Source organism: Beggiatoa leptomitoformis (genome assembly GCF_001305575.3).
Classification (GTDB): domain Bacteria; phylum Pseudomonadota; class Gammaproteobacteria; order Beggiatoales; family Beggiatoaceae; genus Beggiatoa; species Beggiatoa leptomitoformis.
The window spans coordinates 2,184,473-2,207,096 of record NZ_CP012373.2 but is presented as its reverse complement, the minus strand read 5'-3'; the positions used below and the strand labels follow the sequence as shown (position 1 = coordinate 2,207,096).

Below are 22,624 nucleotides of genomic sequence, written 5' to 3'. Positions count from 1 at the left end.
GGTTAAACCGCTGCAGCACCTGCCACAATTTCGGAAATTTCTTGCGTAATAGCGGCTTGACGGGCTTTGTTGTAAACCAGTTGGAGTTCATTAATCAAATTACCTGCGTTATCCGACGCGCTCTTCATTGCAACCATTCGCGCGGCTTGCTCACATGCGATGTTTTCCACCACACCTTGATAAACCAGTGATTCGATATAACGCATCAACAGTGCATCCACAACTTCGGGTGCGCTAGGCTCATACAGATAATCCCAGCTATGCCGTTCTAATTTATCACCTTCTCCCGCATGAATTGGCAACAACTGTTGCACTTGTGGAGATTGGGTCATTGTATTAACAAAACGGTTATAGACGATATATAGACGATCTATAGTGCCACTGTTATAAGCATCCAACATGACTTTAACTAAGCCAATTAAATCCTCAAGAGAGGGTGCATCCCCTAAATGTGTTGCTTGTGCAACGATGTTGCCACCAATCCGTTTAAAAAAACCACTGCCTTTATTGCCAATAGGACATATATCAACTGCAATACCATCAGCTTGCCATGTTTTTAAGGCTGACAATGTTGTCTTAAATAAATTAGTATTCAAACCACCACACAATCCCCGATCAGAGGACACAATCACCACGCCAACACGCTTGACAGGACGATCAACCATAAAAGAATGCTTATAGTCAGGGTGTGCCTGCGCTAAATGCCCAATAACAGAGCGAATTTTTTCTGTATAGGGGCGAGATTTACGCATTCTATCCTGCGCTTTACGCATCTTACTGGCGGCGACCATTTCCATCGCACGGGTAATTTTTTGCGTATTTTTAATACTCTTAATCTTATTGCGTATCTCTTTGCTACCTGCCATAACGAAGACTCTTGGTAAAAGGTAGATGATGAACAGGATAAGGGTGATAAATACTAATCACCCTCATCGCCGTTTTACCACGTATGATTAGCCTTGAAGTCTTGTAAGGCGGCTTTGAAACTCGCGGCAGTATTGTCGGTATAATCACCCGTTGCATTAATATCAGCCAATAACTTAGCTTGATTATTTTTCATATAGATGTGCAAGGATTTTTCAAAATCGACCACTTTCTTCACGGGTACATCGTCTAAGTAGCCTTCATTAGCGGCATACAAAGAGACAGCCATTTCCGCAACACTCAAGGGAGAGTATTGTTTTTGCTTCATTAATTCCGTAACACGTTGACCACGTTCAATCTGTTTGCGGGTACTGTCATCTAAATCAGAGGCAAACTGAGCGAATGCGGCTAACTCACGGTATTGTGCAAGGCTTAAACGGATACCACCGCCTAATTTCTTAATAATCTTGGTTTGGGCTGCACCACCAACACGGGACACAGATAAACCAGCATTAATAGCAGGACGAATACCAGAGTTAAATAAATCAGTCTCTAAGTAAATTTGTCCGTCAGTAATAGAAATTACGTTGGTAGGTACGAAAGCAGACACATCACCTGCTTGGGTTTCAATAATGGGTAAAGCAGTTAAAGAACCCGTTTTACCTTTTACTTCACCATTGGTGATTTTTTCAACATAGTCTGCATTTAAGCGAGACGCACGTTCGAGTAAACGAGAATGCAAATAGAATACATCACCAGGATAGGCTTCACGTCCAGGAGGACGACGCAATAACAAGGATACTTGACGATATGCCCAAGCCTGCTTGGTCAAGTCATCATAAACAATCAATGCGTCTTCACCACGATCACGGAAATACTCACCCATCGAACAACCCGCATAAGGTGCAATAAATTGTAATGCGGCGGTATCTGAAGCAGAGGCGGAAATAACAATGGTGTGTTCTAACGCGCCATGCTCTTCTAGTTTACGTACAACGTTGGCTACAGAGGACGCTTTTTGTCCAATTGCTACGTAGATACATTTAACACCCGTGCCTTTTTGATTGATGATAGCATCAACGGCAACAGCTGTTTTACCCGTTTGACGATCGCCAATGATTAACTCACGTTGCCCACGTCCAACAGGAACCATTGCGTCAATCGCCTTTAAACCTGTTTGTAAAGGTTGGCTAACAGATTGACGAGTAATAACGCCAGGCGCAATACGTTCGATAGGAGAACTTAACTGTGTATCGATAGGACCTTTACCATCTAATGGTTGTCCTAAAGAGTTGACGACGCGTCCTAACAATGCGGGTCCTACAGGAACTTCTAACACGCGACCAGTACATTTAACGGTGTCACCTTCGGACAAATGCTCATAAGGTCCTAACACCACTGCACCAACAGAATCACGCTCAAGGTTCAATGCCATCCCATAAGAACCGCTGGGAAGCTCTAACATTTCACCATACACAGCATCAGCAAGACCGTGAATACGCACGATCCCGTCAGTAATGCTGACGATAGTACCTTCACTACGACCTTCAGTTACGAGGTTGTAGCTTTGAATTTTTTGTTTAATCAGATCACTGATTTCAGAGGGATTAAGCTGCATCTTCTGCATGTGTTCTTTCTCGCTTTAACGACGCAATTCAGTGGCTAATTGTTGCAGACGACCCTTAACAGAGGCATCAATAACTTGATCACCCACACGCACTAACCAGCCCCCCATCAGCGATTCATCAATTCTTACGCTGATATTAACTGTCTTATCTAACTGTTTTTTTAGTACAGATGATAATTCTTGTTCTTGGGGTTCGGTAACGGGGAAAGCGGAGATTAACTCCACCGTTTCATAACCTTGCTGTTGGGCTTTGAGTAATTCATACTCTTGCGCAATGTAAGGCACAATAGACAAGCGATTATTATCGATCAAAACTTTAACCAAATTTTGAGCTTCATCACCAATCTTGTCTGCACATACATCCAACAACAAGCTAATTAAAACGGATTTTTCGACGCGTGGGTTGGCAATGACCACTGCAATTGCAGAATCCTTAACTATCATAGTCAACAAGCGCAAATTGTCAGACCATTGGGTAAAATCACCTGACGCTTTGGCAAGACCAAGCACTGCTTCCGCGTAAGGACGTGCTAGAGTTGCAAATTCTGCCATAACTCACTGCCTATAGCTGTTTAATCATTTGAGCAATGAATTCGCTATGGTTCGCCGCATTGATTTCACGTGCTAAGACTTTTTCTGCACATGCAATGGACAAGCTCACAACTTCTTCACGCAATTGTTCACGAGCACGACTTCTTTCTTGCTCAATTTCAGCCTGTGCGGCTTCAAGTTGACGCTGACCTTCTAAGCGCGCTTTTTCCTTAGACTCTTCGACAACTAAATCAGCTTGTTTGTTCGCGTGAGCCACAATGTCGGCCGCTTGTTGCTTCGCTTCACGAAGACGGTCTGCGGCACGTTGTGAGGCTAACTCTAGTTCGTGTTTACCACGTTCTGCGGAAGCTAATCCATCTGCTATTTGCGCATTTCTTTGCTCAAGCATCTGAATCATCGGTGTCCACAGATAACGCATCACGAACCAGACTAACACGCCAAACGTGATCATCTGTCCAAAGAGGGTCGCTGTAATACTCATACGCTAAGCTCCCAACTTTTTAAGTAATAGGGGAATTGGAGGTTTAAATTAACCACCAATCGCGGCACGTAAGGAAGCAGCGAACGGGTTTGCAAAAGTGAAGAACATGGCGATACCCAAACCAATCATGGGGAACGCTTCCATCAAACCACCACTAAATAACATTTGACCAATTAATTGCGCTCTCATTTCAGGTTGTCTGGCAATCCCTTCTAAGTATTTAGAACAAATAATTGCCCAACCAAATGCAGAAGCAAACACACCTGCTGCTAAAATAAAACCGACGACTAACACTGTGTTGGCATAAACAGAACCAATTTGAGCAATGATGTCAGGTGTCATGTGAAATATCTCCTTAAAATAGTGAATGTTAAAGAAAAATAGTTAAAAATTAAAAATTTTCCATTTGTAAGTATTAAAATACTCACCAATGGTTAAGACGACGGAACGTATTATTTAATGATCATCTAAAGATTGATGCGCAATACTCAAATAGACGATAGTCAATAACATGAAAATAAAAGCTTGTAGTGTAATAACTACAATATGGAAAATTGCCCATAAACCACCCGGTACCCATTGAATCCAATAAGGTAATAATGCAATAAGCACGAAAATTAATTCGCCCGCAAACATGTTACCAAAAAGACGTAAGCCCATACTGACAGGTTTGGCAATTTCTTCGATGCTGGTCATTAAAATATTAAACGGCATGAGAATGATTTTAACGACGGGATTACTGGAACTAAAAGGATGGAATAAGAACATTTTGGCAAAGCCAATAGGCCCTTTCACTTTGAAGTTGAAAAACATAATCAGAATGAAAACACTAAATGACATTGCGAATGTGGTTGATAAATCTGTTGTAGGCACAATTTTCATGTATGGAATACCTACGGAAGTAGCAATCAAAGGAACGAGATCAACAGGAATCAGGTCTAATGTGTTCATCATGAATATCCAGCAAAAAATGGTGAACGCAAGTGGACCAATAAGCGGATTATGACTGCTAAAAGATTCTCTTACTTGAGTTGCAACAAACTCAACAAGCACTTCTAGAAAAGATTGTAGTTTAGATGGCTTATCTAAACTAAGACTATCTCCAATTTTTTTACCAACCAAACCTAACAGAAGAGCCATTGCAATAGCCCAAAATAAACTGTCAATATTGATTGTCCAAAAACCATCACCAACACTCAAGTTGGTTAAGTGGTGGGTAATATATTCAACTGGACTACTGGGTGCGCCGTGATGACCTTCTGTACTCACACTTAATACTCCCTAAAAATTAAATTAAGAAATCGGTTTTGAACGAATAACATGTCCAACGGCATAACCTATTTGTGCAACTGCAAATGTCACGAGCATGGGAACAGGTGATAATTGTAACCATCCCATTCCTAAACCAAAAAAGATCAATGTTGCAACGAAACGTTGAATTGCGCCTGCATATAATGCGACAACTTCTTTTCCTGGTGCTACTTTTGCGAGTTCTAGCGCAGTTTGCAGACGACGGTGGGTTATCCACACGTTGAACAACACAATAAAACCACCGTAAAGGGCAGCTAAGGCTTCTGCTTGTCCGAAGCCAAAATAAAAAACAAGCGTTATTCCCGAAATAAGCAGGGTTTGTACACGCAAAACTTTTCGCGCACCCGTATCGCTTAACGGTGGGTGTATAGAGGACACTTGTTCATTCATTCAAATTATAATTCTGTCAGCAATATGGAGAGATTTTATGAACATATAAAATCATTGATTGCCCTAATTTTTTTATTGATTTAATTCTTAGGCATGTGTTAAGCAAGGCTGTATGATAATGGGACACAAGAGGGGGGTCAACTATGTTTTTCATACTTTTCTAAAAAAGGATTTTTTTATCACAAAATCCGAACAATATAGTTGTTCTTAGTACTCTCTTGTTACTTTCTAAATCAATTTTTTATTATTTTTGTGCAAAACAACAATCCACAGTAATTAAGTCAGGATTGTGTGTGGATTATAATGACCAATTACGTCCCAAATCAGCTCGTCATTATAAGTAGATTTGGTCTAATTGGGAATAGTTTAAATGCATTAAATGATTTTTGATGTTTTAGTTATTCCTTGATGCGGTTATTTTCGTTGCTCATTGTGAGTAATATCTTGACTAATAAGATAAAAAATGAAAATACTTTCTAAAATTGATATTTTTATTCAACAGTAACCGATTTTGCTAAATTACGTGGTTTATCGACATCTGTACCACGTATTAAAGCAACATGATAGGCAAGCAGTTGTAAAGGAATCGTGTACGCAATTGGGGAAATGTATTCGTTGATTTCGCCTAATTCAATAACGTTTACAAAACTAGAAGCTTGCATAATGGCTCGATGGTTGGCGAAAATGAACAATTGTCCACCGCGCGCATGAACTTCCTCTAAATTAGATTTAAGCTTTTCTTGCAGACTATCATTAGGCGCAACCGCAACAACAGGCATGTCTGCATCAACCAATGCCAGTGGTCCGTGCTTAAGCTCACCTGCAGGATAGGCTTCTGCATGAATATAGGAAATTTCCTTTAGCTTTAATGCCCCTTCCATTGCAATAGGATAATGTACCCCTCTACCCAAAAATAGTGTGTGATGTTTATCAGCAAACTTTTCTGCCAATCGTTTAATCGTATCATTTAGCAATAACAATTTATTAAGCTGTTCAGGTAATGTACGCATGGAACGCACAATGACTTTTTCTAATTCTGAAATTGTCCCGTTTCGTCTGCCCAAGACAACCGTCAACATCAGCAAACATAATAATTGTGTGGTAAATGCTTTGGTAGAAGCAACGCCAATTTCTGGACCTGCACGTGTCATCAGTACCATATCAGCAGCTCGGGCTAAGGCACTTTCTGGAACATTACAAATGGCTAAACTAGGTCCAAAGCCCAACCGTTTAGCTTCATGTAATGCCGCCAATGTATCCGCCGTTTCACCTGACTGAGAAATACAGACAACCAAGGCATTAGGATTGGGAAGGGGTTGGCGATAGCGGAACTCGCTCGCAATTTCCACGCTACAGGGAAGTTTTGCAAGTGATTCTATCCAGTAACGTGCAACTAACCCCGCATGATAACTAGTGCCACAAGCGATAATTTGCACTGCATAAATTTCATCTAATAACTGGTGAGCATTCGCGCCAAAAGCGGCTTCTAGCACTTGGTCATTGTGGATACGTCCTTCCAAGGTTTCTGCCAACGCACGCGGTTGTTCAAATATTTCTTTGAGCATGTAATGACGAAATTCACCCCGTTCAACAGCGTCCGCTTGTAACTGGCTAATATGAATGGGGCGTTCACAAGATTTACCCGTTATTGTTGTAATACTGAGTTGGTCACGTTGTAAATCAACAATATCACCATCCTCTAAATAAATAATTCTTTGTGTCACTGGGATTAAAGCAGCAACATCTGAAGCAACAAAATATTCACCAATCCCGACACCAACGACTAGAGGACATCCTTGGCGGGACGCAAATACATGACCAGAAGCCAAAGGGCTAATCACGGCCAGTGCATAGCTTCCTTCTAAACGTTTTAAGGTCGCACGAAAAGCATTGAGTACGTCTTTACCTTGCTCGGTATAATAATGGATAAGATGTGCGACAACTTCTGTATCCGTTTCAGAAGTAAATATATAACCTTTTTCTTGTAAAAAAGCGCGTAATATTTGATGATTTTCAATGATGCCGTTGTGTACTACAGCAATCATGTCTTTGGAAATGTGCGGATGTGCGTTTTGCTCTGTTGGTTTTCCGTGTGTTGCCCAACGAGTGTGCGCAATACCTGTTGGTGAATATAAGGATTTTTGCTGCAATGCAGATTCTAAAATATCGACTTTTCCAACGACACGCTGACGTGCAAGCCCTTGTGTTTGATAGTCAATAATAGCGACACCAGCGGAGTCATACCCACGATATTCTAATCGTTTTAATCCTTCTAACAAAATGGGAACAACGTCACGCTCTGCAACCGCACCAATAATACCGCACATAGCAAGTAAATCCTTTAGAGTTAAGAATGCTTGAGCCGTCGAAATTAACAGCTTTTTTTGCACTACACTAGAGCCTGTCATCAAATAAGAAGGGTTAAAGGTTCAAGCTAAAAGAATCAAGGTAGAAGCCAAATAAACCCCACTTAAGAAATTCCTAGCGCGTTTATCATATCGTGTAGCTATTGCACGATATTGCTTTAATTTACCAAAGAAATGCTCGATTAAATAACGTGCCTTATAAAGAGCTTTATCATAATCAGGTGGATTTAAACGATTTTTCCTGAACGGAATCACAGGTTCTATGCTTTTCTGTTTTAAAACATCTCTAACCCGTTCATCAGCATCATAAGCCTTATCAGCCAATAAAGCGTTTGCCTTTATCTGAGGAATAAGAGCATCAGCCCCTTCAAGGTCGCTTGCCTGTCCCGCAGTCAAAAAAAAAGGGTCGGATTGCCCAGTGCGTCAACAACGGAGTTAATCTTGGTACTTAAACCCCCTGCGCTACGTCCAATGGCTTCATCTGCGCCACCACCACTACTATGTTGATGCGCTCTAACTATTGTGCTGTCTATCATGGCATATTCATTATCGGCATCGGCACTTAGTATCTTGAAAACACGTTCCCAGACACCTTTCTTAGACCAACGACTGAAGCGGGTATGGACGACACGGAAATCACCAAAGCGTTCGGGGAGGTCGCGCCAAGGAATGCCACTGCGATAACGGAATAGAACAGCATCAATAAACAAGCGGTTATCTTTAGCCGTCATCCCGACATGTCCTTTACGCCCAGGGAGTAGCGGTTCTAGTTTTGACCATTGTTCATCGGTTAAGGCATAGCGACGACTCATTGTTTTATCCTTGGCGATATCTGGGTATATACCTATAATATAACATTTTTTACTATTTGATGACACGCCCTAGCTATTCAAACAAGTTTTACAAAATGGTTCTTGTATCTACTATCGATTTTTCTGTAATGTGTCATTCTCCTTTTTAATCGGCTTACAAAAAACATAATGACCAGCGCAACAGAATGGAATAATCGTTATCTCTCAATCATAAACAGTCCATCACCTTGTGAGATTCTTTCTAGTCATGCGTATTTATTGCCAACAACGGGTAAATCGCTTGATATTGCATCTGGGTTGGGTGCAAATGCCTTATTTTTGGCACAGCATGGTTTGGACAGTCATGCGTGGGATTATTCGGATGTTGCATTGGCGAAACTACAACTCATTGCCCAGCAACAACAATTGACTGTACACACAGCCCTACGCGATGTCGTTAGTCATCCACCAGAAACTGAAACATTTGATGTTATCCTTGTTGCACACTTTTTGGAGAGGGCTATTACGGAAGATTTGATACACGCTTTAAAACCCAATGGGCTATTATTTTATCAAACATTCACCCGTTGTTGTGTAACAGATACAGGCCCTAAAAATCCTACCTATCGTTTAGCCGAAAACGAATTATTGCAATTATTTAATTCATTACAAATCATTTTTTATCGAGAGGAAGGACAATTAGGTGATGTACATCAAGGATTTCGAGATAAAGCGCAACTAATTGCGCGTCGTGTAAAATAATTTATACATTGGACTGACTTTTTTTACGAAATTCAGTGGGGATTTCTACGACTTTGCGTTGGAGATAGTCAAAAAAAACAATGCCCGTTTTAGCCCGCGCAATTTCCTTTCCTGTCTGTTGATTAGTCAGTTTAAAAATGAAATCACAACCATATTTGTTAAAATCCTGTGGTGTGACTTGAACTAACATGGTTTCACCATGAAATGCTTCTGCTTTATAAATAATGGCCGTATCCGTCATAATCATGCCTAATCCTTCAATATCTAATTCTGAGCAATAACCCAACTGCTTTAAATAGCGAAAACGAGCTTCATGAATGAGTGATAAAATAGCATCATTACCAACATGTCCACCATAATTGATATGTCCAATTAAAACAGGTATTTCAGTTGTAAATGTAAATTGTTCGGGTAACTCTAAGATAAGTCTAGCCATGATTACGTAAAGCTCCTTGAGAAAAAACAATTATTATAAGTAAATAAGTTGGAAGAAAGATGAATAGTAAATATACTACTAAACAATTTATTATTTGTATTTAATCATAAAGATAGCCTTCAGCCCTTATTTAGGGTTGAAATACAAATTATTACTTACTGGTATTGATTAAAACTATGCGTCGCCCCTACTGGATTCCTAAAAATGCTAGTCCTTATGACTTTCCTAATGTCGACAATGCTCTTGATACACCAGATGGTTTACTTGCTATTGGAGGAGATTTAAGCCCTAGTCGGTTAATGGTTGCTTACCATCGGGGGATTTTTCCTTGGTATAGTGATGAGCAACCTATTTTATGGTGGTCGCCCAGCCAACGTATGGTATTGTTTCCTAATGAGTTAAAAACAGCAAGGAGTTTACGTAAAACACTACGTAAGCAGTTATTTACCGTTACAATAGACCAAGCCTTTCATGAGGTGATGCAAGCTTGTGCTGAACCACGTTCCCATCAGCAAGGAACATGGATAACAACAGATATGATAGAGGCTTATTGTCAATTACATGAATATGACTTCGCACATTCGATAGAAGCGTGGTATGGCAATCAGTTGGTGGGCGGATTGTATGGCGTAACGGTTGGAAAATTATTTTTTGGTGAATCAATGTTTAGTCGTATGACAGACGCATCAAAAGTTGCATTTACACAGTTGGTTTGGCAATTACAACGTTGGGGATATGAATTAATTGATTGTCAAGTTTATACTAATCATTTAGATAGTCTTGGCGCACGAGAAATTCCACGTAAGCAATTTTGTATGTTATTAGACCGATTAAGTGAAATGCCTGCTTATATAGGAAATTGGGAATTTGATGATGACTTGGTCACCACTATGTTAGCGACTAAATCATAGGTAGATGTAATGAATTTTCGAACACAGTTTAATTTATATGCAACGCCCCCACATACATGTAGTTATCTGCCCAATCGTCAAGCAACAACCGTTTTCATAGACCCCCATTTTCCGAAAGACAAAGCCTTATATAACACACTGTCACAACACGGATTTCGGCGCAGCGGTAATCATTTATATCGTCCACATTGTCATAGTTGTGATGCCTGTGTGCCTGTACGTATTCCTGTTTGGCTATTCAAACCCAATCGGACGCAAAAACGTATATGGCAAAAAAACCAAGATATCACTGTTAAAACAACAGCCAGCGTTTTTTGTGAAGCACATTTTCAACTTTACTGTCGTTATTTAGCAGCACGCCATGCAGGTGGCGGGATGGATAATCCAACCCGTGATAGTTATATACAATTTTTAACCAGTGGCTGGGCGGATACTATTTTCTACGAGTTTTATTTGCAAACAACATTGATTGGTGTTGCTGTTGTTGACCGTTTTGAACAAGGACTTTCTGCTGTTTATACGTTTTTTGACCCCACGCCCGAATATACAAAACGGAGCTTAGGTGTTTATGCTGTTTTATGGGAAATTGAGGAATGTAAACGACAATGTTGTGATGCATTGTATTTGGGATATTGGATTAAAGATTGCCAAAAAATGAGCTATAAAATAAATTATCACCCATTGGAACACTATCGACATGGTATATGGCAGTTGAAGCCTTAAAAGTAAAAGCCTTCAACCCAACTTGAAGGCTTTTAACACAATATAAATCAATGTGTTTCTGTAGAAGTAGGTTGTTCGGCTGAAGCGGGAGTTTCTGCCACAGTGTTTGGCTGTACTGGCTGAGAAACGGTTATTTTATCCCGATTTTTCTCAAACAACTTATCCCCAATGCCCGGCACTTTCTTCAATTCATCAATGGTTTTAAATGAACCATTGTCCGTACGGTACTTAAAAATCGCCTCTGCTTTCTTAGGTCCAACACCTATCAGTTCTGCATCTAGCGTTGCAATATCAGCCGTATTCAAGTCAACTTTCTGTTGTATAACAGGTTGTACAGATTCCGCCGCAAAAATATTACCACTCAATAAAAACAATGCACTTAACAAACCTACCCGTATTTTTTTTAGCATTATTTAATACTCCATATTATTATAACCGCTTGGTATTTAGTCATATTCCTTAAAAGTAAGGAAAAACAGAGTATAACAAATATTGCATGTATTACAAGTAACTGAAAAGCTTTTTTGAGTTTCTTAGCATAAAAAAAGGTTGACTCATAAATTATATGAATCAACCTTGAGATTAATTAATTTTACTTATGGTTTAGACACCCATTGCGCCAAAACACAAACTTAACAAAAGTTGAGGGACAATTCCTAAACCCAATATTAATAAACCATTTGCACTAAGTGCAACCTGCATATCCATTTGCGGATTGATGGCAGTAGTATCTTCAGGCTTATCAAAATACATCATTTTGATGACGCGCAAATAGTAGAACGCACCGATAACAGAGAAAATCACAGCAAAAATGGCTAACCAAAGATAACCTGCTTGAATAACCTCTGTTAATACAACCCACTTCGCCCAGAATCCCAGCAATGGAGGAATACCCGCCATAGACAACATCAGAATCAGCATAATGAAAGCAAACCAACTATTACGCTCGTTAAGACCTTTGAAATCTTCTAAACGCTCAGCTTCAAACCCCGCACGACTGAGCAATAAAATGACCCCAAAACTCCCCAGTGACATGAGGGTATAAACAAGTGTATAAAACATTGCTGCACCATAACCTTTTGATGTACCAGCAATAACACCTAACATTAAAAAGCCTACATGCGAAATTGTAGAGTATGCCAACATCCGTTTAATATTGGTCTGAGCAATCGCTACAATATTACCCAACCCCATAGACAAGAAGGATAATAAAACTAACATACCTTGCCAATGGCTTTGTAAATCACCCAAGCCTTCAACCAATAAACGCATCATAATTGCAAATGCTGCGATTTTAGGTGCGGAACTAATGAATAAAGTCACTGCAGTAGGCGCACCTTGATAAACATCAGGTACCCACATGTGAAAAGGAACTGCACCTAATTTAAAGGCTAACCCAATAACAATAAACACCAATCCATAAACTAACATGGTTTTACTTACTGTATTGGCATTAATACCTTGTGCGATGACACTGAGGTCTAACGAATTGGTCACACCATACAAAATTGACATTCCGTATAACAACATTCCTGATGCAATAGCACCCAGCACGAAATATTTCATTGCTGCTTCAGTTGCTTGATGTGACTCACGTTGCATGGCAACCATGCCATATAGGGAAAGTGATAACAATTCCAAGCCTAAATACACCAGTAAGAGGCTATGTGCAGAAACCATTATTAACATACCCAACGTGGCAAATAACCCTAAAACAAAAAATTCACCTTTTAATAACCCACGGTCACGTAAATAGTCACGTGAGTAAATAAACACAAAAAAGACAATGGATAAGATGAATAGTTTGAGAATAGCCGCCATAGGATCACTGATGTACATACCACTCATGACCACCATCCGACTTTCAGGATAGGTCGCAACCACCATTAAAGCACTACCAATCAATGCGCCTTGCGTCAATTGATAGGTTAGATTCCGCAACTGTTCAGGCAAGTAAACATCTACCAACAGCACCACACATGCCAGTGTCAACAACAAAATTTCTGGCATCAAGTATCCTAGCTCTGCGGCTACAAACTCAAAAGTCATGTTCATTTTCCTTGAAATAAACAACGGATACGGGTGTTCCCCAAAAGAGAACACCACTAACCGCTTACATCAATTTGGATTGCGAAATATGTTCTAACAAGTGTTGTACTGAAACTTGCATTACTTCTAATAATGGTGCGGGATAAATACCAAAGAATAAAACCATTGCAGCAAGGATTGCTAAAATAGTTATTTCTCTTGCATTTATATCATGCAATGTAGCGACACCTGTTGGAGCAAGTTGTTCAGATTCAGCACGCCGTCTGCGACGATTAGAGAAACGATCTAAATGGTCAAGATTGTAATTATGAACCTTACCAAAAATCACCCGTTTAACCATCCATAAGGTATAAGCTGCCCCCAAAATCAGGGTTGTAGCTGCCAGAAAAGCAATCCAGAAATTTGCTTTAAATGCACTCAAAATAACCAAAAATTCACCCACAAAACCAGATGTTCCCGGTAATCCTGAATTACTCATGGCAAAAAAGACAGAGAACATGGCAAATAATGGCATGGTATTGGCGACACCACCATAATCATGAATCATACGGCTGTGCAAACGGTCATATAACACACCGACACATAAGAACATTGCACCAGAAATGAATCCATGAGAAATCATTTGCACCATCGCACCCTGCATACCCATTGCAGCACCAGCCGTTGCCATTTCATGGGGAATAGCTGTGTTTCCTAAGATGCGAAAAACCATAAAGAAACCCAAAGTGACAAACCCCATGTGTGAAATGGAGGAATAAGCAATCAGTTTCTTCATATCTTTTTGCACAAGCGCGACAAAACCAATATAGACAACAGCCACTAAAGATAAAAATATCATGAACCAATCTAAATCTTTACTGGCATCAGGTACAATTGGCAGCGTGAAACGTAAGAAACCATAAGCACCTAATTTCAACATGATAGCCGCTAGAATGACAGAACCACCCGTTGGTGCTTCTACGTGTGCATCAGGTAACCATGTATGCACAGGCCACATAGGTACTTTAACCGCGAACGCCATAAAAAAGGCAAAGAAAATAAAAACTTGAGCTTGAAATCCAATTTTTAACTGATGATAGTCTAAAATGTAAAAACTGTCTGATTGCGTATAAAGATACAACAAGGCAATTAACATAAAGACTGAACCCAAAAAGGTATAAAGAAAGAATTTAATCGTTGCATAAATCCGATTGACTCCCCCCCAAACCCCAATGATGATAAACATTGGAACAAGCATTGCCTCAAACATAACATAGAAAAGAATGGCATCTAAAGAAGCAAACACGCCAATCATGATACCTTCCATAATAAGAAAGGATGCCATGTATTGTGCAGACTTGTATTGAATCACTTCCCAACCCGCTAAAACAACCAAAATTGTTGTAAAAGAGGTTAAGATAATCAATGGCATGGATATACCATCTACGCCTAAATGATAGTAGATATTAAAAGCGGGAATCCAAGCCAATTTTTCGCTAAATTGCATGGCGGGCGTTGTGCTATCAAAACCAAAAAATAGTGGCAAAGACAACACAAACGTAACAATAGAAATTGCCAGTGCTACGGGTTTTGCTGTGGAGCCACCATTGTCCTGACGACCCACTGCCAACACCCAAAGACCGCCCAAAATAGGCAGCCAAATTAATAAACTGAGTAAAGGTAAGTCAGCAAACATCCTGTTTTCCTTAAATTAAGCAGTACCGTAAAGGACAAACACACTGAGTAACACAGCAAGTCCGATTATCATGGCAAACGCATAGTGATAGAGATAACCTGTTTGTACATGTCGCATTGTACCTGACAACCATCCCACCATTTTTGCCGACCCGTTGACAATATAGCCGTCAATCGTTTTGACATCACCAAACCGCCACAACCAAAACCCAATGCGCAAAGACCCACCTGCAAAGAACCATGCATTAAATTGGTCAAACCCATATTTATTTAGCAACACCTTTTGAATTTTCTGCACAACTGATAGCTCAGTGATACGGGTTACTAATTGTGGTTGAATGAGATACAAATAAGCTGCAGTAAATAGCCCACCCATTGCTAACCAAAAGGGAGGCATTCCCATACCATGTTTAATAAACGCTAACACACCATGATATTCTTCTGCTTCAAAAACACGATGTGCTTCTTCCACAAAAATAGAACCTTCAAAGAATTTGCTATACAACATGGGTTCTACAAACAGTGCCCCAATGATAACTGATGGAATAGCAAGCAATACAAGCGGGACAGTGATAACAGCGGGCGTTTCATGTAAGTGTTTGCGTGTGTGTTCATCTATACGTTCCTTCCCATGAAAAACTAAGAAAAACATACGAAAACTATATAATGCTGTGATAAATACACCAATCAAAACAGAAAAATAAGCAAATCCAGCACCTGTGCGTCCTATTTCACTCGCATGATGAGCCGCTTCTATAATGGCATCCTTGGAGAAAAACCCAGCAAAACCTGGAAAACCAATTAATGCTAAAGAACCAATCAAGGAAGTAATATAGGTAATGGGCATGTACTTGTACAAACCACCCATCTTACGAATATCCTGTTCATGATGCATAGCAACGATAACAGAACCTGCCGCTAAGAAAAGCAGTGCCTTAAAAAAGGCATGAGTCATCAAATGGAAGATACCCGCCGCATAGGCAGATGCACCCAACGCTACGGTCATGTAGCCCAACTGTGATAAGGTTGAATACGCCACAACTCGTTTAATATCGTTTTGCACTAACCCTAAGAAACCCATGAACAACGCTGTAATTGAACCTATTATTAGAACAAAACTTAATGCGGTTTCGCTCAGTTCAAATAAGGGCGACATTCTAGCAACCATAAAAATACCAGCAGTCACCATGGTTGCAGCATGAATTAAGGCTGAAATGGGCGTAGGACCTTCCATAGAATCAGGTAACCAAACATGTAAAGGCACTTGTGCGGACTTACCCATTGCACCAATAAATAACAGAATACAAATAACTGTTATTAAAGACCAATCCCATCCTGGAATAATTTGAATCATTGTATCTTTAAAAGTTTCGGTTTGCGCAAAAACATCCGCATAATTCAAACTGTTAAAGTACATCAATACCGCAGCAATGCCCAACAAGAAACCAAAGTCACCCACACGATTGACCAAAAACGCCTTTAAATTGGCATAAATCGCTGTTTCACGTTGAAACCAAAAACCAATCAACAAATAAGAAACTAAACCAACGGCTTCCCAACCAAAAAAGAGTTGTAAGAAGTTGTTAGACATAACCAGCATCAGCATGGAAAACGTGAACAATGAAATGTAACTAAAGAACCGTTGATAACCCGGATCATCAGCCATATAACCGATGGTGTAGATATGAACCATTAATGATACGAAAGTGACTACCACCATCATTGTAGTGGTTAGCGTGTCTATTAAGAATCCAACCTCGAAACGAACACTTCCCGACATCAACCAAGTATATAAGGTTTCATTGAAAGGCTCATTTCCATCAATCGCAATATGTTTAAAAACAAATAACGAGAGAATACAGGCAGTAGCTACACCAAGAATGGTCACCGTATGCGCAGCACGACGACTGACAGTAAACAGTCCCGCAATAATTGCACCCACTAACGGTGCCAGCACAATAGTCAGATAAATTGTTTGCATATCAACCCTTCATGCTGTCTAAGTCTTCAACATTAATCGTATTCTTATTACGGAATAAGACGACTAGAATGGCTAATCCAATAGCAGATTCAGCGGCAGCCACTGTGAGAATGAAGAACACAAAAATTTGTCCTGCAATATCTGCATTAAAATAGGAAAAAGCGATGAAATTCATATTGACAGAGAGTAACATCAATTCAATGCACATTAACAGAATAATGATATTCTTCCGATTAAGAAAAATACCCGCTACACTCAGACAAAACAAAACCGCTCCTAAAATTAGGAAGTCAGAAAGAACAAGCATGGGGATTAGTCCTTCTTTTCGGCTGGCATCTTAACAAGGCGAATACGATCCTCGCGACGAACATTAATCTGCTTTTCAGGGGTCAGATACTTCGTGCGACGAGAAGAACGCATAGTCAAGGTAATTGCTGCAATAATGGCAACTAACAAAATTACTGAGGCAATTTCAAATGGGTAAACATAGGTAGTATAAAGCACGTGTGCTATTGCTTCAGTATTAGATTTGCCGTCAATCATCATGCCAATAGGTTCAACAGAATGACCTTTAGCATTCCATAAAACCAATGTCATTTGAACAAGAATGAGAGCACTGACAAAGATACCAATAGGCAAGTAGCGTGTGAATCCTTCTCGTAATACGGTGATATTAATGTCCAACATCATCACCACAAACAAGAACAACACCATCACTGCGCCAACATACACTAATACCAATGCGATAGCCAAAAACTCTGCATTGAGTAATAACCAAATAGCAGCTGACGAGAAGAACGCTAATACCAAAAACATAGCGGCATGAACAGGATTTCGGACACTAATTACACGGCTAGCGGCAAAAACCAAGATTAGGGCGAAAAGATAGAAAAGAAGTTTTTCGGATATCATATAGTACTCTATGCTGTTTTTGTTTGAACCAAATGACTCATTACCAAAGTCTGAAACCCGTTACGCGCTGGCGTTTTACAAGGCGATCATCCTCATAGTAACGTTCGGCAACTAACTTACCGTCTTTGTCGTATTCTTCTGTAATACCATTAAGCTTGCCGTTTTCGAAATGATGTTTCATCCATAACTCACCACTTCGATAATAAATCAGGGCTGAGACAGGCTCACCATCCACAAATTCCCAATCACCTTGTAATTTGCCATTGTTATGATAGCCTTTTGCATAGCCATCCCGTTTGTCATTACGATAAGAACGGGTGGCTTTTAACTGCCCATTTTGGTAATACTCGGTTTCTTGACCATTCAACTTATTATTGAGCAATGTTCTTTCGCGTAATTTCTCGCCCGTTTGGTAATATTGAATTTGCGTTTCTTGCCGATTACCACCAACGATTTTTATTTCACGCTCCAGCTTACCATCTTTGAGAAATTCTTTAGAAGATACCAAGTTACCTTCTTTAAAGTTGAACTCTCCTTTTTTTTCCCCTGTCTCGTAAAACTCACGGACTTGTCCGTGAAACTTCTCATTCAGATAAGAATATTCAAAATGAACAACACCATTTTCATAATATTCTTTTTCTGGATATCCAACCGCCGGCAGGGTAGGTTCTGAATAAGCTACCGGAGCTATCCCCAATAACAAAGGGAAGAGTAGAACTTTCATGAACCGCATAGGTATTTCTCCTTGTTTAGCTAAGGAGAAGCAAAGCATCAACGATAACGTGAATCCTTAGCGCGATCAGCGGCTAACTGCTTCTCCATTCTATCGCCAACAGCCAGTAACTTTTCTTTAGTCATTAATAAATCGCCGCGCTGCTCACCGTGATATTCAAAAATACGGGTTTCAACAATGGAATCAACAGGACAGGATTCTTCACAAAAACCACAGAAAATACATTTTGTTAAATCAATGTCATAGCGTGTTGTACGTCGCGTACCGTCTTCACGTACTGAGGAGTCAATTGTAATGGCAACCGCAGGACAGACAGCTTCACATAGTTTACAGGCGATACAACGTTCTTCACCATTAGGATAACGCCGTAGTGCATGCAATCCACGAAAACGATGGGACAAGGGGGTTTTTTCTTCGGGATACTGTATGGTAATTTTTCTATCAAACAAATATCGCCCTGTTAGGCGCATTCCTTTAACCAGTTCCCACAGAAAAAGACTTCTTAAATAATTTAATGCTCTGTTCATGATGATAAACCTTATGCAAACCAAGGTGGTAATTTCGCTAACACAGCAAATCCAACAACAACAATCCAAACGATAGTGATAGGAATAAAGACTTTCCAACCTAAACGCATGATTTGGTCATAACGATAACGTGGGAATGTTGCACGAAACCACAAAAATAAGAATAAGAACAGAGAAACTTTAAGTGCAAACCAGATGAATCCATGTTGTGCAAGCAGACTACCTTCAAAAGCGGAAATTCCTTGGAAAGGAGATAACCAGCCGCCTAAAAACATCAGTGCTGCCAGTGCAGAAACAAGAATCATATTGGCATATTCAGCTAAAAAGAACACGGCGAACAACATGCCTGAATACTCTACGTGAAATCCTGCCACAATTTCGGATTCCCCTTCAGCTACGTCAAAGGGAGCGCGGTTTGTTTCTGCTACGGCCGAAATAAAATAAATGACGAATAAAGGTAATAGCGGTAACCAGTACCAATGCAATAGACCACCAGATTGTTTCAAAACAATTTGACTTAAATTCAAGCTACTGGCCGCCATCAGAACACCCACTAAAGCAAAACCCATCGCAATTTCGTAAGCAACTATTTGTGCTGCGGAACGCATTGCACCCAAGAAGGCATATTTGGAGTTAGAGGCCCAACCAGCGATTATGACACCATAAACACCCAATGAAGTCATTGCCAAAATGTAGAGCAATCCCGCATTGATATTGGTTAATACTAATCCTTCAGAAAAAGGGATTACAGCCCATGCGGCAAGCGCAGGTGCGATTGAGAGAACAGGCGCAGATAAAAAGAGAAAACGATTAGCATTTGATGGAATAATGATTTCCTTAAACATCAACTTAATCGCATCTGCTAAAGGCTGTCCGAATCCTTTTAAACCTAAAAGATTAACACGGTTAGGTCCCAAACGAATTTGAATATAACCAATGATTTTACGTTCAGCGAGTGTTAAATAAGCCACGCACGCCATCAGAGGCAAAACAATAGCAACAATCTTAATTATGTAATAGAGTGTTTCAAGCATGGGGAAGTCCATATTTACTGAAAACTATAGGGTTATTCGTTTGATATTTGAAGTATAGGGATAACTACTTTACCCTCGCATTTATCCCTATCATCACTTCATTACCTATGCAACACTGAGTTTTAAACCACCATGCCACGTACCTAACACAGCAGTAGTTGCTTGCCCTGCATAAATCAGGGCGCAATCGTCAGGAACACGCTCATCAATTACCAATGTTAATTGGATAGTCACTTCATCTTGTTTAACTTTTACCTGTGATGCTTTGCTCAGTCCCTGTTTATTTGCAGTGACCGCATTAAGATGAATACCATTGGTCGTCTTGCCATCAATTGTTTCTTGTAGGGCTTTAGCGCGTCTTACTAGTGCATCTACTGCATAAATAGGTAACTCAGTAATTCGTTGCAATCCGTTAATGACAGTTGTTGTCGGTAGTTGAGCAGGCAACATGTTATTGACGATTGTAACTACACTTTTATCCCCAATCAATTGGCTAACTTCATCACGTACTTCATCGGATGACACGTAATCAAATCCAGCTAAATTGAATAGGTTGCCTAAAACACGCAATATTTTCCATGCAGGGCGAATATCACCACAAGGTTTTATAGCACCAGTGAAACTCTGCCATTTACCTTCTGTGTTTACGAAAGTTCCTGATGTTTCCGCATAAAGACTCATTGGCAACACAACATGCGCATAACTTTCTATCGCGGGCGTACAGTATGCTGTTACTGACACAACAAAATCAGCCTGTTTTAGTGTTTGTAGTGCAGTCGTTCCCCAAATACTATCTAATTCGGGTTCTACACCTAACAACACATAACCCTTTACGCCACTGGTCAGCATGGCTTGTGCGTCTAATCCTGATGTTTTTAAAACTTCACCAGCAACACTACGATGTGGCAATGCACCTGCTAACCAAGCCCCCACCGTATTAGCAGATTCAGCTAAATAGCCTAACTTACTGCTACTCATTTGAGCAATTGCGTTGGCTAATGCACAGACAGTGGCATATAGAGGATGCGCTGTTGCTAAACTACCCAGTAAAATCGTGCTTTGTTCACCCGCCAAAAGTATGTCAGCAATCTGTTGTTGACTCGTATCAGGAGTGACAGAGGTTAACAAACTATCAACACCATCAGGAATCGTAACAGGTTGTTTTAACAATAAGGCTTTTGCAATTCCTGCAAGTGTTGCTACTAATTGTGCTGGTGGTGTAATTAACTCAGCCGCAACAGGATAGTTAAAATTATAACGTATTGGATTAACAAACATTATCTTACCACCACGCAAACTGGCTTTACGCAGACGGTGATTCAATAAAGGTTGTTCTTTACGAATGTGTGAACCAATGACTAAAACAGCTTGGGCAGTTTCCAGTTCGCTAATGGTTTGACCTAATGCAGGATATAGTGGTGCAGTATCTTGCTGACTAAAATCAGATTGGCGTAAACGGTGATCAATATTATGACTACCAATACCACGCAAGAGTTTTTGTAACAAATAAAGCTCTTCTAGCGTTGCAGTGGGACTGGCTAATGCACCAATCGCTTTGCTCTGATGAGTTTTAATAACTTTTTTCAATCCATCAACGGCAACACTTAAAGCAGTTTCCCAATCCGTTTCATGCCATTGCCCATCTTTTTTAATCATGGGCGTGGTTAAACGGTCATCCGCTTTCAACCCAGTATAACCATAACGGTCACGGTCGGATAACCACATCTCATTAATGGCTTCATTTTCTTTAGGCACAACACGCATGACTTCATCACGACGCACATGCAAATGTACATGTGAGCCAATTCCATCATGGGGTGCAATACCGTTGTACTGTTGCATTTCCCAAGCGCGAGCAGAAAAACGAAACACTTTATTGGTTAATGCACCAACGGGACAGAGATCAACAATGTTACCAGACAATTCGGAATCGACGGTTTTTGCAATGTAAGTACCAATCTTGGTGTGTTCACCACGCCCTGTTGCACCCAGCTCCATCATGCCTGCTATTTCATCACTAAAGCGCACACAGCGCGTGCAATGAATACAACGCGTCATTTCTGTCGCAACCAGCGGGCCTAAATTTTTATCCGCAACAACTCGTTTGCCTTCTTGATAATGAGATACATCCCCACCGTAGCCGACAGCAATATCTTGTAATTCGCATTCTCCGCCTTGGTCACAAATGGGACAATCAAGCGGGTGGTTAATGAGTAGAAACTCCATCACCGCTTTTTGTGCTAACAACGCTCTTGTTGAACGGGTATAGACTTTCATACCGTCCATAATAGGTGTCGCACAGGCAGGCATGGGCTTCGGGGCTTTTTCCACTTCAACGAGGCACATACGGCAGTTAGCAGCTACCGACAGCTTTTTGTGATAGCAAAAACGTGGAATATCAATCCCATTTGCATCTGTGACCTTAATCAACATCGTGCCGGGTTCTGCTTCGTAAGTCTTGCCGTCTATTTCAATGGTTGCCATTCTTCAATCACCAAAT

The 22,624-nt window shown here is 40.3% G+C and carries 23 protein-coding genes; 3 read left to right on the top strand and 20 right to left on the bottom strand.

The annotated features are described in order from the left end of the window. Window positions 1-2 precede the first annotated feature (2 nt). From atpG to AL038_RS09215, 9 genes are all read right to left on the bottom strand, one after another. On the bottom strand, window positions 3-866 hold the full coding sequence (gene atpG, locus AL038_RS09255) for a F0F1 ATP synthase subunit gamma (RefSeq protein ID WP_062152137.1): 864 nt from the start codon (window positions 864-866) through the stop codon (window positions 3-5). 74 nt (window positions 867-940) lie between these two features. Continuing rightward, window positions 941-2,482, bottom strand: a complete 1,542-nt coding sequence (gene atpA / locus AL038_RS09250; protein WP_062152135.1) for a F0F1 ATP synthase subunit alpha — start codon at window positions 2,480-2,482, stop codon at window positions 941-943. A 24-nt stretch (window positions 2,483-2,506) separates the two neighbouring features. Beyond that, entirely contained in the window at window positions 2,507-3,043 is a 537-nt protein-coding gene (locus tag AL038_RS09245) for a F0F1 ATP synthase subunit delta (protein WP_062152133.1), read from the bottom strand. A 10-nt stretch (window positions 3,044-3,053) separates the two neighbouring features. Beyond that, the gene (locus AL038_RS09240) at window positions 3,054-3,524 is read right to left on the bottom strand and encodes a F0F1 ATP synthase subunit B (protein WP_062152131.1); all 471 of its coding nucleotides are present in this window, start codon (window positions 3,522-3,524) and stop codon (window positions 3,054-3,056) included. 48 nt (window positions 3,525-3,572) lie between these two features. After that, window positions 3,573-3,866, bottom strand: coding sequence for a F0F1 ATP synthase subunit C (gene atpE, locus AL038_RS09235; protein ID WP_062152130.1), 294 nt, complete (start codon window positions 3,864-3,866; stop codon window positions 3,573-3,575). A gap of 114 nt (window positions 3,867-3,980) precedes the next feature. Then, complete coding sequence (gene atpB, locus AL038_RS09230) at window positions 3,981-4,793, bottom strand: F0F1 ATP synthase subunit A (RefSeq protein ID WP_062152127.1); 813 nt, start codon at window positions 4,791-4,793, stop codon at window positions 3,981-3,983. Between the two features lie 24 nt (window positions 4,794-4,817). After that, window positions 4,818-5,225, bottom strand: coding sequence for an ATP synthase subunit I (locus AL038_RS09225; protein ID WP_062152124.1), 408 nt, complete (start codon window positions 5,223-5,225; stop codon window positions 4,818-4,820). 491 nt (window positions 5,226-5,716) lie between these two features. Then, window positions 5,717-7,552: a glutamine--fructose-6-phosphate transaminase (isomerizing) gene (glmS, locus tag AL038_RS09220; protein ID WP_062152121.1), complete on the bottom strand. Its 1,836-nt coding sequence runs from the start codon at window positions 7,550-7,552 to the stop codon at window positions 5,717-5,719. A 102-nt stretch (window positions 7,553-7,654) separates the two neighbouring features. After that, window positions 7,655-8,403 (bottom strand): IS5 family transposase gene (locus AL038_RS09215; protein WP_101539186.1). Its coding sequence is split into 2 segments (ribosomal slippage): window positions 7,655-7,989 and window positions 7,989-8,403, totalling 750 coding nucleotides; the frame shifts between segments, so codons are not numbered across the junction. Between the two features lie 168 nt (window positions 8,404-8,571). Here AL038_RS09215 and AL038_RS09210 point away from each other — a divergent pair. Then, window positions 8,572-9,144: a class I SAM-dependent methyltransferase gene (locus AL038_RS09210; RefSeq protein ID WP_062152118.1), complete on the top strand. Its 573-nt coding sequence runs from the start codon at window positions 8,572-8,574 to the stop codon at window positions 9,142-9,144. 1 nt (window position 9,145) lies between these two features. Here AL038_RS09210 and AL038_RS09205 read toward each other — a convergent pair whose 3' ends face one another. Next, on the bottom strand, window positions 9,146-9,580 hold the full coding sequence (locus tag AL038_RS09205) for an acyl-CoA thioesterase (protein WP_062152115.1): 435 nt from the start codon (window positions 9,578-9,580) through the stop codon (window positions 9,146-9,148). Between the two features lie 176 nt (window positions 9,581-9,756). Between AL038_RS09205 and aat the strand changes: the two genes are divergently transcribed. Together aat and AL038_RS09195 are read left to right on the top strand one after the other, a co-directional pair. Continuing rightward, on the top strand, window positions 9,757-10,491 hold the full coding sequence (gene aat / locus AL038_RS09200) for a leucyl/phenylalanyl-tRNA--protein transferase (RefSeq protein ID WP_062152112.1): 735 nt from the start codon (window positions 9,757-9,759) through the stop codon (window positions 10,489-10,491). A 9-nt stretch (window positions 10,492-10,500) separates the two neighbouring features. Then, the gene (locus AL038_RS09195; protein WP_062152110.1) at window positions 10,501-11,214 is read left to right on the top strand and encodes an arginyltransferase; all 714 of its coding nucleotides are present in this window, start codon (window positions 10,501-10,503) and stop codon (window positions 11,212-11,214) included. A gap of 47 nt (window positions 11,215-11,261) precedes the next feature. On the opposite strand, the gene AL038_RS09190 is transcribed toward AL038_RS09195, so the two are convergent. The 10 genes from AL038_RS09190 to nuoG all read right to left on the bottom strand — a co-directional run bounded on the left by AL038_RS09190 (window position 11,262) and on the right by nuoG (window position 22,608). Further along, the gene (locus AL038_RS09190) at window positions 11,262-11,624 is read right to left on the bottom strand and encodes a ComEA family DNA-binding protein (protein ID WP_062152107.1); all 363 of its coding nucleotides are present in this window, start codon (window positions 11,622-11,624) and stop codon (window positions 11,262-11,264) included. A gap of 193 nt (window positions 11,625-11,817) precedes the next feature. After that, window positions 11,818-13,263: an NADH-quinone oxidoreductase subunit NuoN gene (gene nuoN, locus AL038_RS09185; protein WP_101539204.1), complete on the bottom strand. Its 1,446-nt coding sequence runs from the start codon at window positions 13,261-13,263 to the stop codon at window positions 11,818-11,820. 64 nt (window positions 13,264-13,327) lie between these two features. Continuing rightward, window positions 13,328-14,938: a complex I subunit 4 family protein gene (locus AL038_RS09180; RefSeq protein ID WP_062152101.1), complete on the bottom strand. Its 1,611-nt coding sequence runs from the start codon at window positions 14,936-14,938 to the stop codon at window positions 13,328-13,330. 15 nt (window positions 14,939-14,953) lie between these two features. Continuing rightward, complete coding sequence (gene nuoL / locus AL038_RS09175; RefSeq protein WP_062152098.1) at window positions 14,954-16,918, bottom strand: NADH-quinone oxidoreductase subunit L; 1,965 nt, start codon at window positions 16,916-16,918, stop codon at window positions 14,954-14,956. 1 nt (window position 16,919) lies between these two features. After that, the gene (nuoK, locus tag AL038_RS09170; protein WP_062152096.1) at window positions 16,920-17,225 is read right to left on the bottom strand and encodes an NADH-quinone oxidoreductase subunit NuoK; all 306 of its coding nucleotides are present in this window, start codon (window positions 17,223-17,225) and stop codon (window positions 16,920-16,922) included. Between the two features lie 5 nt (window positions 17,226-17,230). Next, window positions 17,231-17,830 carry an NADH-quinone oxidoreductase subunit J gene (locus tag AL038_RS09165; protein ID WP_062152093.1) on the bottom strand — a complete coding sequence of 200 codons (600 nt, stop codon included), beginning with the start codon at window positions 17,828-17,830 and terminating at the stop codon, window positions 17,231-17,233. A 40-nt stretch (window positions 17,831-17,870) separates the two neighbouring features. Beyond that, complete coding sequence (locus AL038_RS09160) at window positions 17,871-18,563, bottom strand: toxin-antitoxin system YwqK family antitoxin (protein ID WP_062152090.1); 693 nt, start codon at window positions 18,561-18,563, stop codon at window positions 17,871-17,873. 38 nt (window positions 18,564-18,601) lie between these two features. Then, on the bottom strand, window positions 18,602-19,090 hold the full coding sequence (gene nuoI, locus AL038_RS09155) for an NADH-quinone oxidoreductase subunit NuoI (RefSeq protein ID WP_062152087.1): 489 nt from the start codon (window positions 19,088-19,090) through the stop codon (window positions 18,602-18,604). Window positions 19,091-19,101: 11 nt separating this feature from the next. After that, window positions 19,102-20,124, bottom strand: coding sequence for an NADH-quinone oxidoreductase subunit NuoH (gene nuoH, locus AL038_RS09150; protein ID WP_062152074.1), 1,023 nt, complete (start codon window positions 20,122-20,124; stop codon window positions 19,102-19,104). 105 nt (window positions 20,125-20,229) lie between these two features. After that, on the bottom strand, window positions 20,230-22,608 hold the full coding sequence (gene nuoG / locus AL038_RS09145) for an NADH-quinone oxidoreductase subunit NuoG (protein ID WP_062152071.1): 2,379 nt from the start codon (window positions 22,606-22,608) through the stop codon (window positions 20,230-20,232). Window positions 22,609-22,624 lie beyond the last annotated feature (16 nt).

Bases quoted from the DNA above. Each gene is read 5' to 3' on its own strand.
- atpG (WP_062152137.1), bottom strand. From the start codon at position 866: ATGGCAGGTAGCAAAGAGATACGCAATAAGATTAAGAGTATTAAAAAT.
- atpA (WP_062152135.1), bottom strand. From the start codon at position 2,482: ATGCAGCTTAATCCCTCTGAAATCAGTGATCTGATTAAACAAAAAATT.
- AL038_RS09245 (WP_062152133.1), bottom strand. From the start codon at position 3,043: ATGGCAGAATTTGCAACTCTAGCACGTCCTTACGCGGAAGCAGTGCTT.
- AL038_RS09240 (WP_062152131.1), bottom strand. From the start codon at position 3,524: ATGAGTATTACAGCGACCCTCTTTGGACAGATGATCACGTTTGGCGTG.
- atpE (WP_062152130.1), bottom strand. From the start codon at position 3,866: ATGACACCTGACATCATTGCTCAAATTGGTTCTGTTTATGCCAACACA.
- AL038_RS09225 (WP_062152124.1), bottom strand. From the start codon at position 5,225: ATGAATGAACAAGTGTCCTCTATACACCCACCGTTAAGCGATACGGGT.
- glmS (WP_062152121.1), bottom strand. From the start codon at position 7,552: ATGTGCGGTATTATTGGTGCGGTTGCAGAGCGTGACGTTGTTCCCATT.
- AL038_RS09210 (WP_062152118.1), top strand. From the start codon at position 8,572: ATGACCAGCGCAACAGAATGGAATAATCGTTATCTCTCAATCATAAAC.
- AL038_RS09205 (WP_062152115.1), bottom strand. From the start codon at position 9,580: ATGGCTAGACTTATCTTAGAGTTACCCGAACAATTTACATTTACAACT.
- aat (WP_062152112.1), top strand. From the start codon at position 9,757: ATGCGTCGCCCCTACTGGATTCCTAAAAATGCTAGTCCTTATGACTTT.
- AL038_RS09195 (WP_062152110.1), top strand. From the start codon at position 10,501: ATGAATTTTCGAACACAGTTTAATTTATATGCAACGCCCCCACATACA.
- AL038_RS09190 (WP_062152107.1), bottom strand. From the start codon at position 11,624: ATGCTAAAAAAAATACGGGTAGGTTTGTTAAGTGCATTGTTTTTATTG.
- nuoN (WP_101539204.1), bottom strand. From the start codon at position 13,263: ATGACTTTTGAGTTTGTAGCCGCAGAGCTAGGATACTTGATGCCAGAA.
- AL038_RS09180 (WP_062152101.1), bottom strand. From the start codon at position 14,938: ATGTTTGCTGACTTACCTTTACTCAGTTTATTAATTTGGCTGCCTATT.
- nuoL (WP_062152098.1), bottom strand. From the start codon at position 16,918: ATGCAAACAATTTATCTGACTATTGTGCTGGCACCGTTAGTGGGTGCA.
- nuoK (WP_062152096.1), bottom strand. From the start codon at position 17,225: ATGCTTGTTCTTTCTGACTTCCTAATTTTAGGAGCGGTTTTGTTTTGT.
- AL038_RS09165 (WP_062152093.1), bottom strand. From the start codon at position 17,830: ATGATATCCGAAAAACTTCTTTTCTATCTTTTCGCCCTAATCTTGGTT.
- AL038_RS09160 (WP_062152090.1), bottom strand. From the start codon at position 18,563: ATGCGGTTCATGAAAGTTCTACTCTTCCCTTTGTTATTGGGGATAGCT.
- nuoI (WP_062152087.1), bottom strand. From the start codon at position 19,090: ATGAACAGAGCATTAAATTATTTAAGAAGTCTTTTTCTGTGGGAACTG.
- nuoH (WP_062152074.1), bottom strand. From the start codon at position 20,124: ATGCTTGAAACACTCTATTACATAATTAAGATTGTTGCTATTGTTTTG.
- nuoG (WP_062152071.1), bottom strand. From the start codon at position 22,608: ATGGCAACCATTGAAATAGACGGCAAGACTTACGAAGCAGAACCCGGC.